We start from the raw sequence: 17,544 nt of genomic DNA, 5'->3' as shown, positions 1-17,544 counted from the left end.
CCCTATAGCTCAGCTGGTAGAGCAATTGATTTGTAATCAATAGGTCCGCGGTTCGAGTCCGTGTGGGGGCACCATTTCAACATCCAGCTTTATACAAAGACATCCAATAAGCCCTGTGTTATAAGGCTGTTTTTGATACCCTTTGTCCGAAGGCGTTTTGAGCTGTTTTATACGGTATTCCCAGATTGGTGGTGTTTTTGGGGGGGGTCGAGAAACTGCGTGAAAAGCGGCACCCTTAGGTGCCTCTAAGCGATGTTCAGATTCGGATGCTAAAACCCAATGAGTATGTGCTCGTCAAATTGACTGGTTCAAAGCTACGGATGGCTCTCCGGGTGCTTCGTCGTGACGAGGCTGCGTGAGAGATTGCAGCCAAGGACAAGAGCATCCAACTCAGGTAATGGCCTGGCAAGGCCTTACCCGCTCTTGTCGCACTGACTATAAGACCCGCTCAGGCACATAGTTGGCCAAGGGCCAAACCTAGAAGGTGGGCCTTGGCGTGGCGGCTCAGCGGGCGCGAGGGGACTGGCGCCCAAGCGTTTTTAGGCCAGATCTTCGCTGTGTGTGAGGTGTTGACCTATAGCGGGGCCTGCACAGCCTGAGCTTGCCGCATTTGCGGCCGCTTGAGCGGACGGGTGGATCACTGATGCCAGGTGTTTATCTGTGTGTAAAACGGACTGGGGCGTTTCAGGCGCCCCAGTCTGATTGTCACGTCTCTTGATAAAGGCCTGCATACCGGTCACGCAGAGCCTTCTTCTGGACTTTTCCCATGGTGTTGCGGGGGAGCTCGGCCACGACAAACAGCTTTTGTGGCTGTTTGAAACGGGCAAGGGAGGCTGAAATGTTTTTCTTAAGCTGATCGAGATCCAGCTCTTTGCCTTTTTGCGCGACAACCACGCCAACAACTGTTTCGCCAAAGTCGGGATGAGGCACGCCGACAACCGCGCTTTCAAGAACGCCTGCCTCATTGTCCAGCAAAAGCTCGATTTCTTTGGGATAGATATTGTATCCCCCTGAGATGATCAGATCTTTGTTGCGGCCAACGATGTGAAGATATCCGTCCTCATCGATCTTGCCGAGGTCGCCTGTGATAAAGAACCCGTTCTCGCGCAGCTCTTCGGCGGTTTTCTCAGGCATTTGCCAATAGCCTTTGAAGACATTCGGGCCACGGACTTCTATCTCGCCTATCTCGCCCTGGGGAAGAGTATCCCCTGACCGGCTGTCAGTGATTTTTATTTCGATACCAGGAAGCGGGAAACCCACGGTACCTGCGCGGCGCTCGCCTTTGTAGGGGTTTGACGTGTTCATATTGGTTTCCGTCATACCATAGCGCTCAAGAATACGGTGGCCGGTGCGGGCCTCGAACTGGAGATGTGTTTCGGCCAAAAGGGGCGCACTGCCTGATATAAACAGGCGCATGTGCTTGGTCAGGTCTTTTGTAAAGCGCGCGTCCTCAAGCAGCCGCGTGTAGAAGGTCGGCACACCCATCATGGTTGTGGCCTTCGGCATCAGCCTGATCATTGTGTCAGCGTCAAACTTTGGCAGAAAAAGCACTTTGCTACCTGCCAGCAGGGCAATGTTCGTGGCGACAAATAGCCCGTGGGTGTGAAAGATCGGTAGGGCGTGGAGGAGTGTATCCTGCGCTGTGAATGCCCATTCTGCGCGCAAGGCCTGCGTGTTGGACAGAAGATTGCCTTGTGTGAGCATCGCTCCTTTTGAGCGGCCTGTCGTACCTGAGGTATAGAGAAAGGCTGCCAGATCATCCTCTGTGCGCGCGACGGTTGCGAAGGTTGTTGGCATGGGATGTGCAAGGTCTGTGAAGCTCCCGCTGCCGTCGTCGTTCAGGGTTTCGAGAACTGCCCCGGTGGTGGCGGCGACGGGCGTAAGTGCCTCTGCCTTTTCCGCGTCGCACAGGATCAGGCGTGCGCCACTGTTCTCGGCAAAATAGGAGACTTCAGCCGCCGTGTAGGCGGTATTGAGAGGTAGGAAGATGATGCCTGCCTGAGCGCAGGCTGCGTAGACGGCCAAGGCCTGTGGTGACTTGCCGATTTGTACGGCGACGCGGTCATCTGGTTTGAGACCGAGCTTTGAAAACACGTGAGCGTATTGTGCCGCCAAATCCAGATACGCGGCATGAGTTATGATTGTGCCGTCTGCTCGCTCCAAAAAGGGCGTGGCCTTGCCTTGGTGCTGGCCAAACAGGGTATCATACAAAGGATTGTTCATTTTGCTTCACCTAATCTTTTTGGGCTCACCGACGCACTTAGTGTTTTGACCGTTGTCGAGGCGGCAACTGTTTTGTCGCTTACAAATTTTTCGTGGTTTTGTGAAATTTGTGAGAGGTCATACAGGTAGTTGACCATAGTTCCGTTGGATTGCTTGCGGCCATTTTTTGATGTGTCTGCGTCAGCGTGAACGGCATGCACCATTGCGCCATTGCCGAGGTGGAACCTTGCAACAGGATCGAAAGGCGTTCCGTCTGATCGCTTGGCCTGCAGCAGGTAGTGGGCCGCCACGGCTTGTTGGTCTTGAGCTTCCAGATTTTCGAGCTTTGCGGCATTGAGCCATTTGTTCAGCCCCGGTATCGGGGACAAGGTTACGAATGTGGACAGGCCAGGGAGATCTTTTGAGAGATCTGAAACAACCTGTTTGATCAGGGAGTTGCCGAACGAGATCCCGGCGAGCCCCGCCTGACAGTTGGAAATGGAATAAAATACGGCAGTGTCTGCATCTTCGGCCTCGATTGTCTCGCGGCCCTCTGCGAGCAGGTCCTGCACGGAACTGGGCACTCCTTTTGTCAGAGCAACTTCAACAAAAATGAGTGGCTCATCGCCCATTGACGGGTGAAAGAAGCCAAAGCAACGCCGGTCGGTGGGCTTCAACCTGAGGCGCAAATCCTCCCAGCTGCCGATTTCGTGCACAGCCTCATAGGCGATGATTTTTTCCAGAATGCCGGCAGGACTTGTCCAGTCAATCGGGCGCAAGACGAGAAAACCACGGTTGAACCAAGATGCGAAGAGGTGGCGAAAGTCGACATCAAGCGGCTCAAGATCAGGGTGATCTTTTATCAAACCGAGCAGATCTTTGCGCATTTGTACAAGCTGCCCTGTTGCTCCGGGGACTTGGTTCATACGGCGTGCCAGCTCCTGTCGCTTGGGCTCGGACGCCGCGGCAAAGGCACGATATGTGCCTTTGCCAGGGTTGGTCTGATAGGCATCGAGCGTGCGAATGACTGCTTTAGGGTCAAGCTCTAGTTCATGAGTCATATACTGGAAAAAGGCGGCCTTTTCTGAGGCACTCATGCCTGCATAGCGATCGAGCAGTGTATGTGCTAGCGTCGCGCCCGAAACCTCCCCATGGCTACTCAGCAAGGCATCACAGAGTTGAGGTGTTGTCCGTGCGTCGGCTTCCTTGGAAAGTGCTTTTTGATAGCCCCGCTCAAAAATTGTCGAGATCAGCCCGCTGAAGTAGCTCATACGGCTTCTCCCATGACGACATCAGGCAACCATGTGGCAAGCCCCGGGAAGAAGCAAAGCAGGATGATTGCGAGGACCATACAGGCGACGAAGGGCATAGACCCTTTCAGGATGGTCTTGAGAGATATGTCTGGTGCGATCCCGTTGATGACATAAAGGTTCAGGCCGACGGGGGGCGAGATAAGACCGATTTCCATGTTGATCGTTAAAACCACGGCAAACCATATCGGGTCAAAGCCTGCTGTTGTGATGATTGGTAGCAGGATTGGTGCCGCCATCAAGATCACGGCAACGGGTGGCAAGAAGAAGCCGGCAACGAGCAAGAAGAGCATCACAAAGCTCATCAGAACCCAGCGGTTTACATCAAGCGTTCCGATCCATTCGGCGATCGCTTGTGTGATGAACAAGCTGGACAACATGTAAGAGAACACGCCCGCAGCAGCGATGATAAAGAGGATCATCACGCTTTCTTTTGTACTGTCGCGAAGCACAACCCAGAGATCTTTGGGGTTCCAGAGTTTATAGATCACCATTGCGATCATGAGGCAGAGCAGTGCGCCCACGGCGGCTGTTTCCGAAGGTGTCGCGATGCCACCGTACATGGCGTAGAGTACACCCACGATAATGGCGAGGAACGGCAACACGCGTGGTAGGATCTCGAACTTTTCTTTCCAAGTATAGCTGCCCGCGTTCAAAAGTTCTTTGTTGCCAGACTGCCAAGTCGAATAAAGAGACCAGACCATGAAAAGAAGTACGAGCAGAAGGCCCGGGATGACACCGGCCAGGAAAAGGCGGCCAATAGAGGTCTCGGTTGCAATGCCGTAAACGATCATTGTGACCGATGGCGGGATCAGAATTCCGAGTGTGCCACCCGCTGCAATGGAACCTGCCGCAACACCGTCAGGATAGCCGCGCTTACGCATTTCGGGGATGCCCATTTTGCCGATTGCCGCACAAGTAGCCGGGCTTGAACCCGACATCGCGGCAAAGAGCGCGCAAGCGCCGAGATTTGAAATGACCAGGCCACCCGGGACGCGGGTCAGCCAACGCTCAAGAGCTTCGTAGAGATCAGCCCCTGCACGCGTCGAGGCGATAGACGAGCCCATGATGATAAACATGGGGATGGCGAGCAACGCGAAATTATCAAGCTTGCCAAAGAGAATTTCGGGGAGCAGCTCGAGTGAGCGCATCCCATCAAATAAAATCAGGAACCCTGTCGATACAATCAGCAGGCCAAGGCCCACCGAGACGCCCGAGAACAATACGAGAATAGTTGATATGGCGACAATGCCGCCGAGCAAGAGCGGGTCCATTACACGTCCTCCAAGCCAAAGGGTTTATCAATTTTGAGAACGACGGCGACCAGATCGGCGACCAGTTGTAGCAGGAAGAGGCCAAAGCCGACCGGCAGCGCCAGATATGGGATCCAGAGGCGAACACCCCAGACTGTGTCTGATTTCCAGTTTCGCTCAAACGTCAGGTGCCAATGCTCAAAACCATACCAAAACAGCACCGCAACCATCGCGATCGAAAGCGAAAGTGTCAGCAGGCACATGTAGTAGCGCGCGGAGGGAGACAGGGCCAATGGGACCAAGTCTACATTGACGTGGCCACGCAGTTTTTGAACATAGGGTAAGCCGATCAGTGTCGAGCCAATGGCGAGGTAGATTACGGCTTCGGTTTGCCATGTGGTTGACCCGTTTAGGGCAAACCTTATGAATATCATCTGGCAGGTGATTGCCACGGCCGCGACGATCATAGCCGCAGAGCACCAGCCCGCGAGAGTAGAGAGTGCCGAGACACCGCGCAGGAAGGGATTGTTCCCAGTGCGTGAGGCCACAGCCGAACTTTGGCCAGCCATGTCAGCTATCCTTCTGAAAAGTGTAAATGTTTGGAGTAGATTGAGGCGGTGGCTGCAAGTTTACAATCGCCGCCGCCCCAGTGGTTTACTCTACAGCAAGGGCCATATCGAGTAGGGCCTGCCCATCGGGTACGTTTGCAACAAACTCTTTATAAGAGGTTTCCTGCGCCAGTGCGCGCCATGCATCAAAGTCGGCTGTCGACATCTCTGCGATTTCAACACCAGCTTTTTGGAACACTTCTACAGAGTCGGCATCTTCCTTCTTCGCTTCAGCCAGATAGAATGCCTCCGCTTTTTCAGCGGCTGCCAGCAGCGCTGCCTGCTGATCGGCATTCAAGCCTTCAAATGTGGATTTGTTAATCAGGAGAGGCTGATACATAAACCAAAGCGCGACATCTCCCGCAGGGGTGTAGCAGGCGGCCTGCTCGTAAATGCGGTAAGACACAAAAGATGAAGACGACGTATTTGCAGCGTTTAGAATGCCTGTTTGCATCGCGCTATAGATCTCTGACGAGGCCATAGAGGCAATTGACGCACCGGCGCCTGCAAGCATTTGTTCAAACGCTTTCCCCGCCGCCCGTGTTTGCATCCCGGCAACATCTGAGGGCTTGGTTATGCATTTGTCTTTGCCCACGAAGCCGCCCGCGAGGTAGCCATGCACCAGAACCATGACATCATCCTCGGCCATTTTCTGCTCGAGCGCTTCCATGAAGGGAGAGGTGCTCAGGCGCGCAGCATGATCATGGTTCTTCACCAAGCCTGGCATCAGTGTCAGGTTGAAAGCCGGCTGCTGACCGCCTGCATAGCTGAGCGGCAAAACGGTCATGTCGAGCAGTCCGCGGCTCAAGGGGCGATACTGCTCACGCGGCTTGAAAAGGGACTTCGAGCCGAAGATCTTGATGTCCAGATCAACATTTGCTTCTGCAACACCATCGGCCACCATCTGCGCAACTTTGTGGCGAATGTCTTTGTTTGACCATTGGTGAGACAGGCGAAGCTCGGTTGCGCTGGCAATGGAGCCAAACCCCATTGTGGCGGCAAGCGCGACTGTTGTTAGAAAATTCGTTTTCATATTATCCTCCCAGATATGAACTGACTCTCCTCAGGGTCAGTAACGTCGAAGCATCACCCACTTTGCATTTTCAGTCAACGATATTGTATACAAAAAATAGGATCTTGCGCTCAAGCGCGGACCTAAGGTATCTTGGCGGAATGAAGTTAAAGCGCTCAGAGCATATTGCCGAAGAACTCGAACAACTTGTATTTCAAGGGAAATATGAGGATGGTGACCGGCTGGATGAAGTCAGGCTTGCGGAACAATTCGGTGTGTCGAGAACGCCTATTCGGGAGGCGCTCCAGCGCTTGGTCATGTCTGGAATGGCTGTGCAAATTCCCAGTCGTGGGGTTTTTATACGCCAGCCGGGCCCTGTCGAGCTTGTTGAAATGTTTGAAACCATGGCCGAGCTTGAAGCCGCCTGTGGCCGGCTCGCAGCCACTCGAATGAGTGATGCGGGGCTTGAGCGCCTGATTGAGGCGCATCAGCGGTGTGAGGCCGCTGTCGAGCAGGAGGACGCCGCAGCTTATTATCTCGAGAATGAGCGATTTCACCAAGAGATATACCTTGGTGCTACCAATTCTTACCTGCAGCGCGAAGCGTTGAAGTTGCAAAACAGATTGAAGCCTTATCGCCGCGTTCAGCTGCGCTTTCGTGGGCGGATGGGGCAGTCTCTGGCAGAGCACGAAGCAATCATTGCGGCTCTTAAGGCTGGGGATGTGGAGCGTGCAGAAAGTGCGTTGCGCGCGCATGTTAATGTTCAGGGGGAGCGGTTCCAGCAACTGATGGCAGGTTTGAAAAGCTAGTCTCTTTGTCACCAAGAGACTGGATCTGGGATGCGTAACTTTGGTTTTGTTGCTCTGGCAACATCTGGGTACTACGTCATCTCATTGGTGATACGCTCAATTTTGAGATCGTGTCGTCGGGGCTGGTTTTTGTACAGTAGCGCTTTTTGGCTGTCTTTTGCGCTTGGGCGTTGCGTAGCCTTGAGATTTGGGACATTTAGAATAAAGCCCAAACAGAGTCAGGAGACACAAGATGTCAGAGCAGATCGCGCCGCAAACAACTTTTAAACGCGTTATGCTGAAGATATCGGGCGAGGCGCTGATGGGCGACCAGGGCTACGGGCTGCATCCGCCGACCGTTCAACGGATTGCGCAGGAGGTAAAGTCTGTTCAGGAAATGGGCGTCGAGATTTGTATGGTCATTGGCGGCGGCAATATTTTTCGCGGGCTGCAAGGCAGTGCGCAGGGGATGGAACGCACGACAGCTGATTACATGGGGATGCTTGCCACGGTTATGAACGCTTTGGCGATGCAAAGTGCTTTGGAAGACCTTGGCGTGTTTACCCGCGTCATTTCTGCGATCACGATGAACGAAGTGGCGGAGCCCTATATCCGCCGCCGCGCAGTGCGCCACCTTGAAAAGAAGCGTGTTTGTATTTTTGCTGCGGGCACTGGCAACCCTTATTTCACGACAGATACTGCAGCGACCTTGCGTGCAAACGAGATGGCCTGTGAGGCGATATTCAAGGGAACAAAAGTAGATGGTGTCTATGACAAAGACCCTGAAAAGTTTGCTGATGCGGTACGCTATGACGATGTAAGCTATGATGACGTGCTTCAGAAACGTCTGGGTGTCATGGATGCCAGCGCAATCGCTTTGGCGCGGGACAACGACCTGCCAATCATCGTGTTTAGCCTCGATGAACCTGGGGGTTTCAAGGGTATTTTGGCGGGTGAAGGCACCTATACCCGGGTGCATGGTTAACGCTATTTAAACACCTCCAGGGGTAGAGCGCTTTACGTAAGTGAAGTGCTGGCAGAGCCTGCCCAAAGCAGATATAGACAGGCTAAGTTATTAGAAGGGATGGTCTCATGTCAGACGATTTTATGCTGGACACCGACGAACTTGAGCGCCGTATGGATGGCGCTATGGCGAGCTTGCGAACAGAGTTTGCCTCACTCAGGACAGGGCGGGCTTCGGCTAGCATGCTGGAACCGATTGTCGTTGAAGCCTACGGTCAGCAGACACCGATCAATCAGCTTGGGACTGTAAACGTTCCCGAGCCTCGGATGGTCACTATCAATGTTTGGGATAAGTCCATGGTGCAAGCCGTGGAGAAGGCCATCATGAACTCGGGTTTGGGGATCAACCCTCAGACCAACGGGACAATTGTGATGCTACCTATCCCTGAGCTGAATGAAGAGCGCCGCCGTGATCTTACACGTGTTGCGGCACAATATGCAGAACATGCTCGGGTGGCTGTGCGCAACATTCGCCGCGATGGTATGGACCAAGTCAAAAAAGCCAAGGCGGATGGTCTCTCGGAAGACGACCAGAAGTTCTGGGAGGAGGAGGTGCAAACACTTACCGACAAGCATATCAAGGCTCTTGACGCAGCACTCGAGAGCAAACAGGCCGAGATTATGCAGGTTTAAGCCAACAATAGGCGAAAGGGCCTTAGTGTGACCAGTGAAGCGGATAAACAGGCGGGGCCTCGCCACATCGCAATTATTATGGACGGCAATGGCCGCTGGGCGCAAAAGCGTGGGCGGCCAAGGCTTTTTGGCCACCATGCCGGGGCCAAGCGCGTTCGCCAGATTGTAGAGGCTTGCCCTGACTTGGGTGTAAAGTACCTGACGATATTTGCCTTTTCGACAGAAAACTGGAAGCGAACACAGGTTGAAGTTGCTGGTTTGATGGGCCTGTTTCGTCGATATATTTCGAAAGAGGCTCGCGCCCTCAAGGACGAAGGTGTCCGTGTGCGCTTTATTGGGGATCGTGTTCGGCTTGATGACAAGCTGGTTAGCTTGATGGATGAGTTGGAGCAGCTCACGAGCACAAACGAGCGGGTCCATCTGACTATTGCCCTGAATTACGGTGGGCGGGATGAAGTGTCGCGCGCGACCAAAAGATTGGCTCAAGATGTTGCCGCCGGTAAGCTTGATCCCGAAAAAGTTGATGAGGAAACACTTCCTAAGTACTTGGATACGTGTGTTTTACCGGATCCTGATCTTGTGATCAGGACAAGCGGTGAAGCGCGTATTTCCAATTTTCTGCTCTGGCAATCAGCTTATGCGGAATACGAGTTTATTGACACGCTTTGGCCTGACTTTTCGCCAGAGATATTTGCTGGTCTGGTCAACAATTATGGCAGCCGCGAGCGGCGTTTTGGCGGAGTTATTGCATGAGTGTGCAAGCCGGAAAATGGAGTGACTTGCGCCTCCGAATAATTTCTGCGGCCGTTATGGTTGTCGTGGCTGGGTTTGATATCTGGCTGGGAGGGCGGTGGTTTCTCGTCATGCTCGCGCTGATCTCTGCTGCGATGGTTTGGGAGGCTGCGCGTCTGGGCAACGCTCCGAGTGGTCTGCTGCGGGATTGGGTGCTGCCTTTTGCAGGTGGACTATCTGTCGTTGTGGCGCAATGGGTTGGTGTACCACTTGGATTTGGTGTGATTGCTATTGTGGCGGCTGGCGTTTTTCTCTTGGCAGCTCAGTTGCGCCAACGGCTCGCTTTTTACGCCTTTTTTGCGATGGTCGCAGCACTCTGCTTGTTTTTCATCCGTGAGGTATATGGCCTAGCCGTCCTGTTATGGCTGATTGGTATCGTGATTGCCTCCGATGTGATGGGATATTTTGCTGGGCGGGTCTTTGGAGGCCCGAAGTTTTGGCCTTCGGTCAGTCCAAAGAAAACATGGTCAGGTACCATCGCAGGTTGGGCCGGTGCTGCTATTGTTGGTTGGTTGTTGAGCGATATTCTGATCGCCGCTTCAAAGGGCGGTTTACCACTGTCTATTCCGGTATTTTCGGTGCTCTTGGCCTTTGCCGCGCAGATGGGTGATATCGTGGAGAGCGCTTTGAAACGTCAGGCAGGGATTAAAGATAGCTCTAGTCTTATCCCCGGGCATGGCGGTGTGCTTGACCGCTTTGACGGTATGATCGGTGCGGCCCTTCTGTTCCTTCCTGTGGTTTTCGTGGCAGAGGTATTCGCGTGAGCCTTCGACGCGTTTCTGTTTTTGGGGCGACTGGGTCGATTGGGCAGTCCACTCTCGATTTGATCGGCCGAGCGCCTGATCACTATAATGTTGTTGCGCTGACGGCGGGACGCAATGTGGCTCAGCTTGCCGAAGATGCGCGCCGCTTTAAGGCCGAGGTTGCTGTCATATCTGACGAATCCTTGTTGCCTGAGTTGCGCTTGGCACTCCAGGGGTGCAGCACGGAAGCAGCGGCAGGAGTGTTGGCACTTAATGAAGCGGCGTCCCGCCCTGTAGATTGGGTGATGAGCGCGATAGTTGGAGCGGCAGGGCTTGAGCCGGGCCTCAAGGCGCTGGAGCAGGGCGCGACACTCGCGCTGGCCAACAAAGAGTCGCTTGTGACAGCGGGAAAGCTCTTGCTGAAGACGGCTGCTGAGAACGGGGCCCGCGTATTGCCTGTCGACAGTGAGCACTCTGCTGTTTTTCAAGCTTTGGTGGGGGAGGACATTTCGGCTGTCGAGCGGGTGATTATCACAGCTTCAGGCGGTGCCTTTCGGGATTGGCCCGTTGAGCGGCTCAAGCAGGCCACGGTCGCTCAGGCCAGTAGCCATCCTAATTGGGATATGGGGCAAAGGATTACGATTGATAGTGCTTCTATGTTCAACAAGGCTCTTGAAGTGATTGAAACACATGAGTATTTTGGTTTCCTTCCTGACCAAATTGAAGTGCTCATACACCCTCAATCGTTGGTACATGCGCTCGTCGGGTTCCAAGATGGCGGCCTGATGGCTCACCTTGGTGCGCCTGATATGCGGCACGCGATTGGCTATGCGCTGCACTACCCCAAGCGCGAAAAGCTGCCGGTTGCGCGGCTGAATCTAGCCGAAATAGGCCAGCTTGATTTTGCTGCACCAGATATTGAGCGCTATCCTGCTTTGGCGCTGGCCAATACAGTCATGGAGCGGGGAGGGCTTAGTGGTGCGGTGTTTAACGTTGCGAAAGACGCAGCGCTTGATGCTTTCATTGCAGGTCAAATAGGCTTCACACAAATGTCGGAGGTTGTTGAAGAGGTTTTGGACCTGCTCTTGCCAGACAATGGTCTTATCGATGCCCCAATGAACCTTGATAATTTACGTCATGCTACCCAACTAGGCCAAAGCACCACGGCGCAGGTAATGCGCGCGACTAAAGCAATCTAAAACGATAAAACAGGTAGAGCTTGTGAACCTAATGACCCTACTGCCAGAGTTTGGCAACGTTATCCTGACCCTTATTTCTTTTGTTGTAGCCCTCTCTATTATCGTGGGCGTGCATGAATATGGGCACTATATTGTGGGGCGCTGGTCAGGGATCAAAGCGGAAGTTTTCTCTATTGGATTTGGCCCGATCTTGTTTGCGCGCCATGACAAGCATGGCACGAGGTGGCAAATCGCGGCCATTCCCTTTGGCGGCTATGTTAAATTTCTTGGGGATGCCAATGCGGCGAGTGGCAAAGATGGTGACGCTATGGAGGCCATGCCAGTGACTGAGCTGCGGCATACAATGCATGGTGCACCTTTGTGGGCGCGCTCTGCAACGGTTTTGGCGGGGCCGGTATTTAACTTTATTTTTTCCATCTTCGTCTTTGCCGGGCTGCTGCTCGCTGTTGGCGTGATGGCCAACCCACCCAAAATTGCGTCAATTTATCCTTTGCCCTACGAGGGGATCACAATTGAGGAGGGGGATCAGATCGTTGCTATCGAGGGCGTGACTTTTCCGAGTGAGCCAGATCGAGAGTACTTTGATGCTTTGCCTGAAACGCTGCTTCTGACCTATACGGTGCAACGCGAAGGGCAGGAGATCTCTGTTAAAGGGCCACAGTATAGTCCTGCACGAATTGGCTTCGTTCAGCCACGCTCGGCCGGCGAAGCGGCTGGATTGCTCGAAGGCGACATTATTCTGAGCGCGGATGGTGAAGCGCTAGAAAGCTTTAGAGAGCTAATTGGAATTGTTAAGGCTGCGCAGGGAGGACCAGTGAGGCTTGTCGTCTGGCGGCTTGGAGAAGAAAAAGAGTTCGTCATTCAACCTGAGTTGCGAGATGTGCCGACAGCGGATAACGGATTTGAGAAGCGCTTTCTTATTGGCATTTCAAGCTCCAGTTTCTTTGAGCCTGTAACTGAGAGACCTAGTGCTTTTGAAGCCCTCGGGCTTGGCATTGAGCAGACTTATTCGGTGGTCACGCGCTCTATTTCGGGTCTTTATCACTTGGCAGCTGGTAAGATCAGCTCTTGCAATATGTCAGGTGCCATCGGGATTGCGCGTGCATCAAAAGATCAGGCAGAAGCCGGATTTGTTGAATTTATCGGCTTTTTGGCATTGTTGTCGACGGCCGTAGGCTTCTTGAACCTGTTGCCAATTCCTATGTTGGATGGAGGGCATTTGGTATTCTATGGTTATGAAGCGATCATGCGCCGCAAACCGAGTGACAAGGTCATGAATGTGCTTATGAGCTTAGGCATGGCGCTCGTTTTGAGCGTTATGTTATTTGCCCTCTGGAACGATATTTTCTGCTAAGTCTTGCGTGCCAAGAAAATGCCATATTTGCGCCCAGCTTCCTTCACAAAGCTATTTTAGGCTTAAACGGAGTAAGAGGGAGTGTAGTAGATGAGTACGATTGAAAGCGGGTATAGAGGTCTGCATCTTCTTTGGGATCTTAACTGGGATCGTATGCTCTATTTGGCAACCATCACGGCGGCTCTCTTTGTGGGTGGTTGGTTTGGTAGTTGGATGATGTGATGTCGCCCAACTGGCATGGCGCTCACGATTTCTGCCAACAAACTGTCATTTAAACCAGCGCGTCCTATTGGGCGCGCTTCTCGTTTTGACATCATTCCCTATTGCCTTTACTCAGTCTGTAACGCGTTTCTGACTGGAATAGATAACATGACAAGTACTGTCGCAGGGGCGAAAGCTTCAACAGGCCGTAAGCACAGCATCTGCAACCCACCAAAGACGCTTCTTTTTGCAGCGTTTTCAGCGGCTTTTCTGCTGGCGCCAAGTTTTGCCGAAGCTCAAAACTATCAGTTCGGTTCGGTCTCTATCGAGGGCAATAAGCGCATCGAGTCCGGCACGATCCTGACATATGCGGGAATCGCCCGTGGTGAGAGCGTATCGGCTGGTGAACTTAACGAGGCTTATCAGCGAATTCTGGCGTCTGGGCTGTTTGAAACTGTCGAAATAGTCCCGCAAGGCGGAACACTCGTCATTAAGGTAGCCGAGTTTCCAACGATCAACCGCATCAGCTTTGAAGGTAACCAGCGCCTGAAAGATGAGGAGCTTGCGAGCTTTATAAAGCTAAAGCCGCGTCTTGTTTTTAGCCCAACACAAGCTGAACGTGACACTGCAACTTTGACAGCAGCTTATGCCGAGAACGGCCGGCTGACGGCTAAGATTACACCGCGTATCATTCGCCGAAGTGACAACCGTGTTGATCTCGTATTCGAGGTCTTCGAAGGTGGCATGACGGAAGTCTCACGGATTGGGTTTGTTGGAAACCAGGTTTACTCGGACCGTCGTTTGCGCCGTGTTCTTGAAAGTAAGCAAGCAGGTATTTTGAGGGCATTTGTGCGCAAAGATACTTTTGTGGAAGACCGCTTGCAGTTTGACCAGCAAGTTCTTCGTGATTTTTACCTGTCACGCGGTTACGTTGACTTCCGTACCACATCTGTGAACGCGGAGATTGCACGTGAGCGGGATGGTTATTTTGTGACCTTTAATGTTGAAGAGGGCCAACAGTTTTCTTTTGGTGCTGTAACAACAGTGAGCGAGATTGCTGAAGTTGACGCTGAGGTCTTCCAAGATATTCTTAAGATACGTGAAGGCGATGTATACTCCCCATCCGTTGTGGAAAATGCGATCGCACGTATGGAGCGCCTGGCCATACGCGAGGGCCAGCCTTTTCTGCGTGTTGAGCCCCGTATCACCCGAAATGACCGTGATCTGACGCTCGATGTCGAGTTTGTTCTGGCAAGAGGGGAGCGCATTTTTGTCGAGCGGATTGATATTGAAGGTAACGCGACAACGCTTGATCGTGTTGTGCGTGGCCAATTTCGGGTAGCAGAGGGCGACCCGTTCAATCCTCGTGAAATCCGAGAGAGTGCCGAGCGTATTCGTGCTCTGGGCTTTTTCACGGATGCTCAAGTTAATGCACGTGAAGGTTCATCGCCGAATACCGTCATTGTCGATGTGGATGTCGAAGAAAAGCCAACGGGCTCTCTGAATTTTGGCGGCACATTCTCGACAGATAACGGCTTCGGAATCGTGGCACAGTACACGGAAACAAACTTTCTCGGGCGTGGTCAGACAGTTCGCTTCCGTGCGTCTGGTGCGACGGACAACACAGATTATGGGCTCTATTTTGAGGAGCCCGCTTTCTTGGGGCGCGATGTTAAGTTCTTTTTTGATGTGAGTTTGCGTGAGACCGAGAGCGATAACGCAAATTACAACACAAGCCGCGGCCTTTTCGCGACCGGGTTGGAGTTTCCACTCGGTGAGCGCGCGCGCCTTGGCTTGAACTATAAGTTTGATGCAACAGAAATGTCCGTGGATTCAGGAACAACTTTGGGAACGGTTTTGACGACTGAGATTGGCCTAGAGCGCCGGTCACACAGCTCGGTTGGCTATTCCTATGAGTGGGATTCGCGCCGCATTTCGTTGGACAACGACGAAGGGCTGCGCTTTCTTTTCAGCCAAGACTTTGGCGGTATCGGTGGAGACGATACCTTTGTGAAGACGAAAGCCAAACTTGTTGCACAAACGCGTGTCTTCAACGAAGAAATTACACTGCGTGCGACACTTGCAGGCGGCGCAGTAAACTTCTCAAACTCAGGGCCAGGGAGCCGCGCGACCGACCGTTGGCTCTTTGAAGATGATATCGTTCGTGGTTTCGCCGCGGATGGCATTGGCCCGCGAGACTATGATACCGCCAACGGGATCAATGATGCGCTTGGCGGCAACATGTTTGCTACGGCTAAATTTGAAGCACTTTTCCCACTCGGCTTGCCCGAGGAATATGGCGTAACGGGCGGTTTGTTCTACGATATAGGGAACGTCTGGGGACTTGATAACATAGGTGCCAACACTCTTTACGAAAGTGGCTCCTTCAGACATACAGCTGGCGTTTCAATTTTTTGGACCACTCCTGTCGGGCCGATGCGCTTGAACTGGAGCAAAGCGCTTGAAAAGGAAGAGTTTGACGAAGAGCAGACCTTCGAGTTCACGATCTCAACCGAGTTCTAAGATGCCATTTGGGCAGATGAAGCATACAGTTACACTCGCCCTCAGCTTTTTACTCTGGGCGAGTTTAGCATTGGCACAGGATGCGAGCACGCCAGCGGCAGAAGTCGTTGTGGTCGATCCAAATAGGTTGTTTGCTGAGACTTTGTTTGGCCAGACAATATCGCAGCAGCTTGAGGCCGAGGCCGAGATACTCGCATCCAAAAACAGAGAAATTGAAGAAAGCCTTCGGGCAGAAGAGCGTCAGCTCACTGAGCAACGATCTAATATGAGCCCAGAAAACTTTCGGGATACTGCGGAAGCGTTTGATCAGAAAGTTCAAGCCATTCGGCGTGAGCGCACTGAGCTTGCCAGAGAGCTTGAAGACAAGCGCGCGAGTGCTGAGGCTCGTTTTCTTGCGACAGCGCAGGGGGTGTTAGTTGAGTTGATGAACGAGCGTGGTGCAAATATCTTGTTGGATATGCGTTCAATTATTTTGCGCGATAATGCCGTGGACATCACAAATGCCGCAGTGCGTAAAATCGATGAAGCGATCGGGCGGGGCTATCCGACGGATGCGCCTGATATTAAGGACTAAGGGCGCCCATCTTGTCTTGAGCTGGGGGCATTGCTACTGAGGTGGCTGATAGACCAAAAGGAAATACAATGACATCTGATGTTCTTCGCGCCGATATAGGGCTTATTCAGCGGATTATCCCGCATCGCTACCCATTTTTGTTGGTGGATCGGGTGGAAGACATTGTTGGCACGCAATCAGCCCGTGGGATCAAAAACGTGTCAATGAACGAGCCCCATTTTCAGGGGCATTTTCCTGGTAAGCCGATTATGCCGGGCGTAACCATTGTTGAAGCAATGGCGCAAACAGCTGCTGTTATGGTTGGCGTGGCGCTGGATATGGCCGACAAAGAACTGCTGGTTTATTTTATGGCAATTGAGAAGTGCAAGTTCCGTCGTATGGTCGTTCCCGGGGATGTTTTGGAAATGAACCTGACGACCTTGAGAGGCAAGCCTGGTGCCAAGGTCTGGCGTTTTGGGGGAGTGGCTACTGTGGATGGTGAAATGGCCTGTGAAGTAGAATTTACAGCGATGATGGATCTTCCGAAGGATGCTGTAGCGTGAGCAGCGATATTCACCCAAGCGCAATTATTGAAGATGGCGCGCAGATTGGCGCTGGCTGTAAGATAGGGCCTTTCTGTATTATTGGTTCTGGTGTTGTTTTGAGAGACAACGTCCAAATCAAGAGCCATGTCGTCGTGTCGGGGCAGACTGAAATTGGAGATGGTACGGTTATATTTCCATTCTCGGTGATTGGTGAAGTACCACAAGATCTCAAATTCAAAGGTGAGAAGACTGCGCTGAAGATTGGCGCCAGAAACCGTATTCGTGAACATGTGACAATAAATTGTGGAACCGAAGGTGGCGGAGGGATCACAGTCATCGGTGATGACGGGTTGTTTATGGCGGGGTGTCATATTGCTCATGACGCTCGCATTGGAAACAGAGTGATCGTTGTCAACAGTTCTGCAGTGGCTGGGCATTGTGTGATTGATGATGATGTTATCATTGGCGGGCTGTGCGGCATTCATCAGTTTGTTCGCATTGGGCAAGGAGCCATTATTGGCGCTCTGAGCATGGTGACAAACGATGTTATTCCGCATGGTCTTGTCCAAGGGCCACGTGGAGAGCTTGATGGGCTTAACCTTGTCGGCTTGAAGCGGCGTGGCGTTGCTCGAGGAGATATTACCGCACTCCGTGCCGCGTTTCAGATGCTGGCACAAGGAGAAGGGACGTTTCAGGAGCGCGCGCGTCGTCTGGGGGACGAAAGTGAGAGCGACTACGTGCAGCAGATCGTTAGCTTCGTGACTGGCGCAAGCGATCGCTCTTTTTTGACGCCGGGCAGCTGAAG

General features: G+C 52.8%; 17 protein-coding genes. 12 read left to right on the top strand and 5 right to left on the bottom strand.

Annotation, left to right across the window (positions count from 1 at the left end; translation table 11 throughout):
• Positions 1-705 precede the first annotated feature (705 nt).
• The 5 genes from ACTG3X_RS12310 to dctP all read right to left on the bottom strand — a co-directional run bounded on the left by ACTG3X_RS12310 (position 706) and on the right by dctP (position 6,406).
• Positions 706-2,223 carry a malonate--CoA ligase gene (locus ACTG3X_RS12310; protein ID WP_439111571.1) on the bottom strand — a complete coding sequence of 506 codons (1,518 nt, stop codon included), beginning with the start codon at positions 2,221-2,223 and terminating at the stop codon, positions 706-708.
• Positions 2,220-3,473, bottom strand: coding sequence for a malonyl-CoA decarboxylase (locus ACTG3X_RS12305; RefSeq protein ID WP_439111570.1), 1,254 nt, complete (start codon positions 3,471-3,473; stop codon positions 2,220-2,222). The genes ACTG3X_RS12310 and ACTG3X_RS12305 overlap by 4 nt, the downstream gene beginning before the upstream one ends.
• On the bottom strand, positions 3,470-4,786 hold the full coding sequence (locus ACTG3X_RS12300) for a TRAP transporter large permease (protein ID WP_439111569.1): 1,317 nt from the start codon (positions 4,784-4,786) through the stop codon (positions 3,470-3,472). Before ACTG3X_RS12300 ends, ACTG3X_RS12305 begins: the two co-directional genes overlap by 4 nt.
• Positions 4,786-5,334: a TRAP transporter small permease gene (locus ACTG3X_RS12295; RefSeq protein ID WP_439111568.1), complete on the bottom strand. Its 549-nt coding sequence runs from the start codon at positions 5,332-5,334 to the stop codon at positions 4,786-4,788. Before ACTG3X_RS12295 ends, ACTG3X_RS12300 begins: the two co-directional genes overlap by 1 nt.
• Before the next feature lie 85 nt (positions 5,335-5,419).
• Positions 5,420-6,406 (bottom strand): TRAP transporter substrate-binding protein DctP, encoded by a 987-nt coding sequence (dctP, locus tag ACTG3X_RS12290; RefSeq protein ID WP_439111567.1) that lies wholly within the window; start codon positions 6,404-6,406, stop codon positions 5,420-5,422.
• 140 nt (positions 6,407-6,546) lie between these two features.
• Between dctP and ACTG3X_RS12285 the strand changes: the two genes are divergently transcribed.
• From ACTG3X_RS12285 to lpxA, 12 genes are all read left to right on the top strand, one after another.
• Positions 6,547-7,194, top strand: coding sequence for a GntR family transcriptional regulator (locus ACTG3X_RS12285; protein ID WP_439111575.1), 648 nt, complete (start codon positions 6,547-6,549; stop codon positions 7,192-7,194).
• A 232-nt stretch (positions 7,195-7,426) separates the two neighbouring features.
• Positions 7,427-8,158, top strand: coding sequence for a UMP kinase (gene pyrH, locus ACTG3X_RS12280; RefSeq protein WP_439111566.1), 732 nt, complete (start codon positions 7,427-7,429; stop codon positions 8,156-8,158).
• Positions 8,159-8,265: 107 nt separating this feature from the next.
• Positions 8,266-8,829, top strand: coding sequence for a ribosome recycling factor (gene frr / locus ACTG3X_RS12275; protein ID WP_439111565.1), 564 nt, complete (start codon positions 8,266-8,268; stop codon positions 8,827-8,829).
• A gap of 27 nt (positions 8,830-8,856) precedes the next feature.
• A complete protein-coding gene (locus ACTG3X_RS12270; protein WP_439111564.1) occupies positions 8,857-9,582 on the top strand; it encodes an isoprenyl transferase in 726 nt (241 codons plus the stop codon).
• Positions 9,579-10,385: a phosphatidate cytidylyltransferase gene (locus ACTG3X_RS12265; RefSeq protein WP_439111563.1), complete on the top strand. Its 807-nt coding sequence runs from the start codon at positions 9,579-9,581 to the stop codon at positions 10,383-10,385. The genes ACTG3X_RS12270 and ACTG3X_RS12265 overlap by 4 nt, the downstream gene beginning before the upstream one ends.
• A complete protein-coding gene (gene dxr, locus ACTG3X_RS12260; RefSeq protein WP_439111562.1) occupies positions 10,382-11,563 on the top strand; it encodes a 1-deoxy-D-xylulose-5-phosphate reductoisomerase in 1,182 nt (393 codons plus the stop codon). Before ACTG3X_RS12265 ends, dxr begins: the two co-directional genes overlap by 4 nt.
• A 31-nt stretch (positions 11,564-11,594) precedes the next feature.
• Positions 11,595-12,917, top strand: a complete 1,323-nt coding sequence (gene rseP / locus ACTG3X_RS12255) for an RIP metalloprotease RseP (RefSeq protein WP_439111561.1) — start codon at positions 11,595-11,597, stop codon at positions 12,915-12,917.
• A gap of 90 nt (positions 12,918-13,007) precedes the next feature.
• On the top strand, positions 13,008-13,139 hold the full coding sequence (locus tag ACTG3X_RS12250; protein ID WP_439111560.1) for a hypothetical protein: 132 nt from the start codon (positions 13,008-13,010) through the stop codon (positions 13,137-13,139).
• Positions 13,140-13,286: 147 nt separating this feature from the next.
• Positions 13,287-15,641, top strand: a complete 2,355-nt coding sequence (gene bamA, locus ACTG3X_RS12245; protein WP_439111559.1) for an outer membrane protein assembly factor BamA — start codon at positions 13,287-13,289, stop codon at positions 15,639-15,641.
• 16 nt (positions 15,642-15,657) lie between these two features.
• Positions 15,658-16,215: an OmpH family outer membrane protein gene (locus ACTG3X_RS12240; protein WP_439111558.1), complete on the top strand. Its 558-nt coding sequence runs from the start codon at positions 15,658-15,660 to the stop codon at positions 16,213-16,215.
• A gap of 68 nt (positions 16,216-16,283) precedes the next feature.
• A complete protein-coding gene (fabZ, locus tag ACTG3X_RS12235; protein ID WP_439111557.1) occupies positions 16,284-16,757 on the top strand; it encodes a 3-hydroxyacyl-ACP dehydratase FabZ in 474 nt (157 codons plus the stop codon).
• Positions 16,754-17,542, top strand: a complete 789-nt coding sequence (gene lpxA / locus ACTG3X_RS12230; RefSeq protein ID WP_439111556.1) for an acyl-ACP--UDP-N-acetylglucosamine O-acyltransferase — start codon at positions 16,754-16,756, stop codon at positions 17,540-17,542. Before fabZ ends, lpxA begins: the two co-directional genes overlap by 4 nt.
• The last annotated feature ends 2 nt before the right edge of the window (positions 17,543-17,544 follow it).

This window comes from Lentibacter sp. (genome assembly GCF_965658795.1).
GTDB lineage: Bacteria > Pseudomonadota > Alphaproteobacteria > Rhodobacterales > Rhodobacteraceae > Lentibacter.
This window is presented reverse-complemented; position numbering and strand designations above follow the sequence as displayed.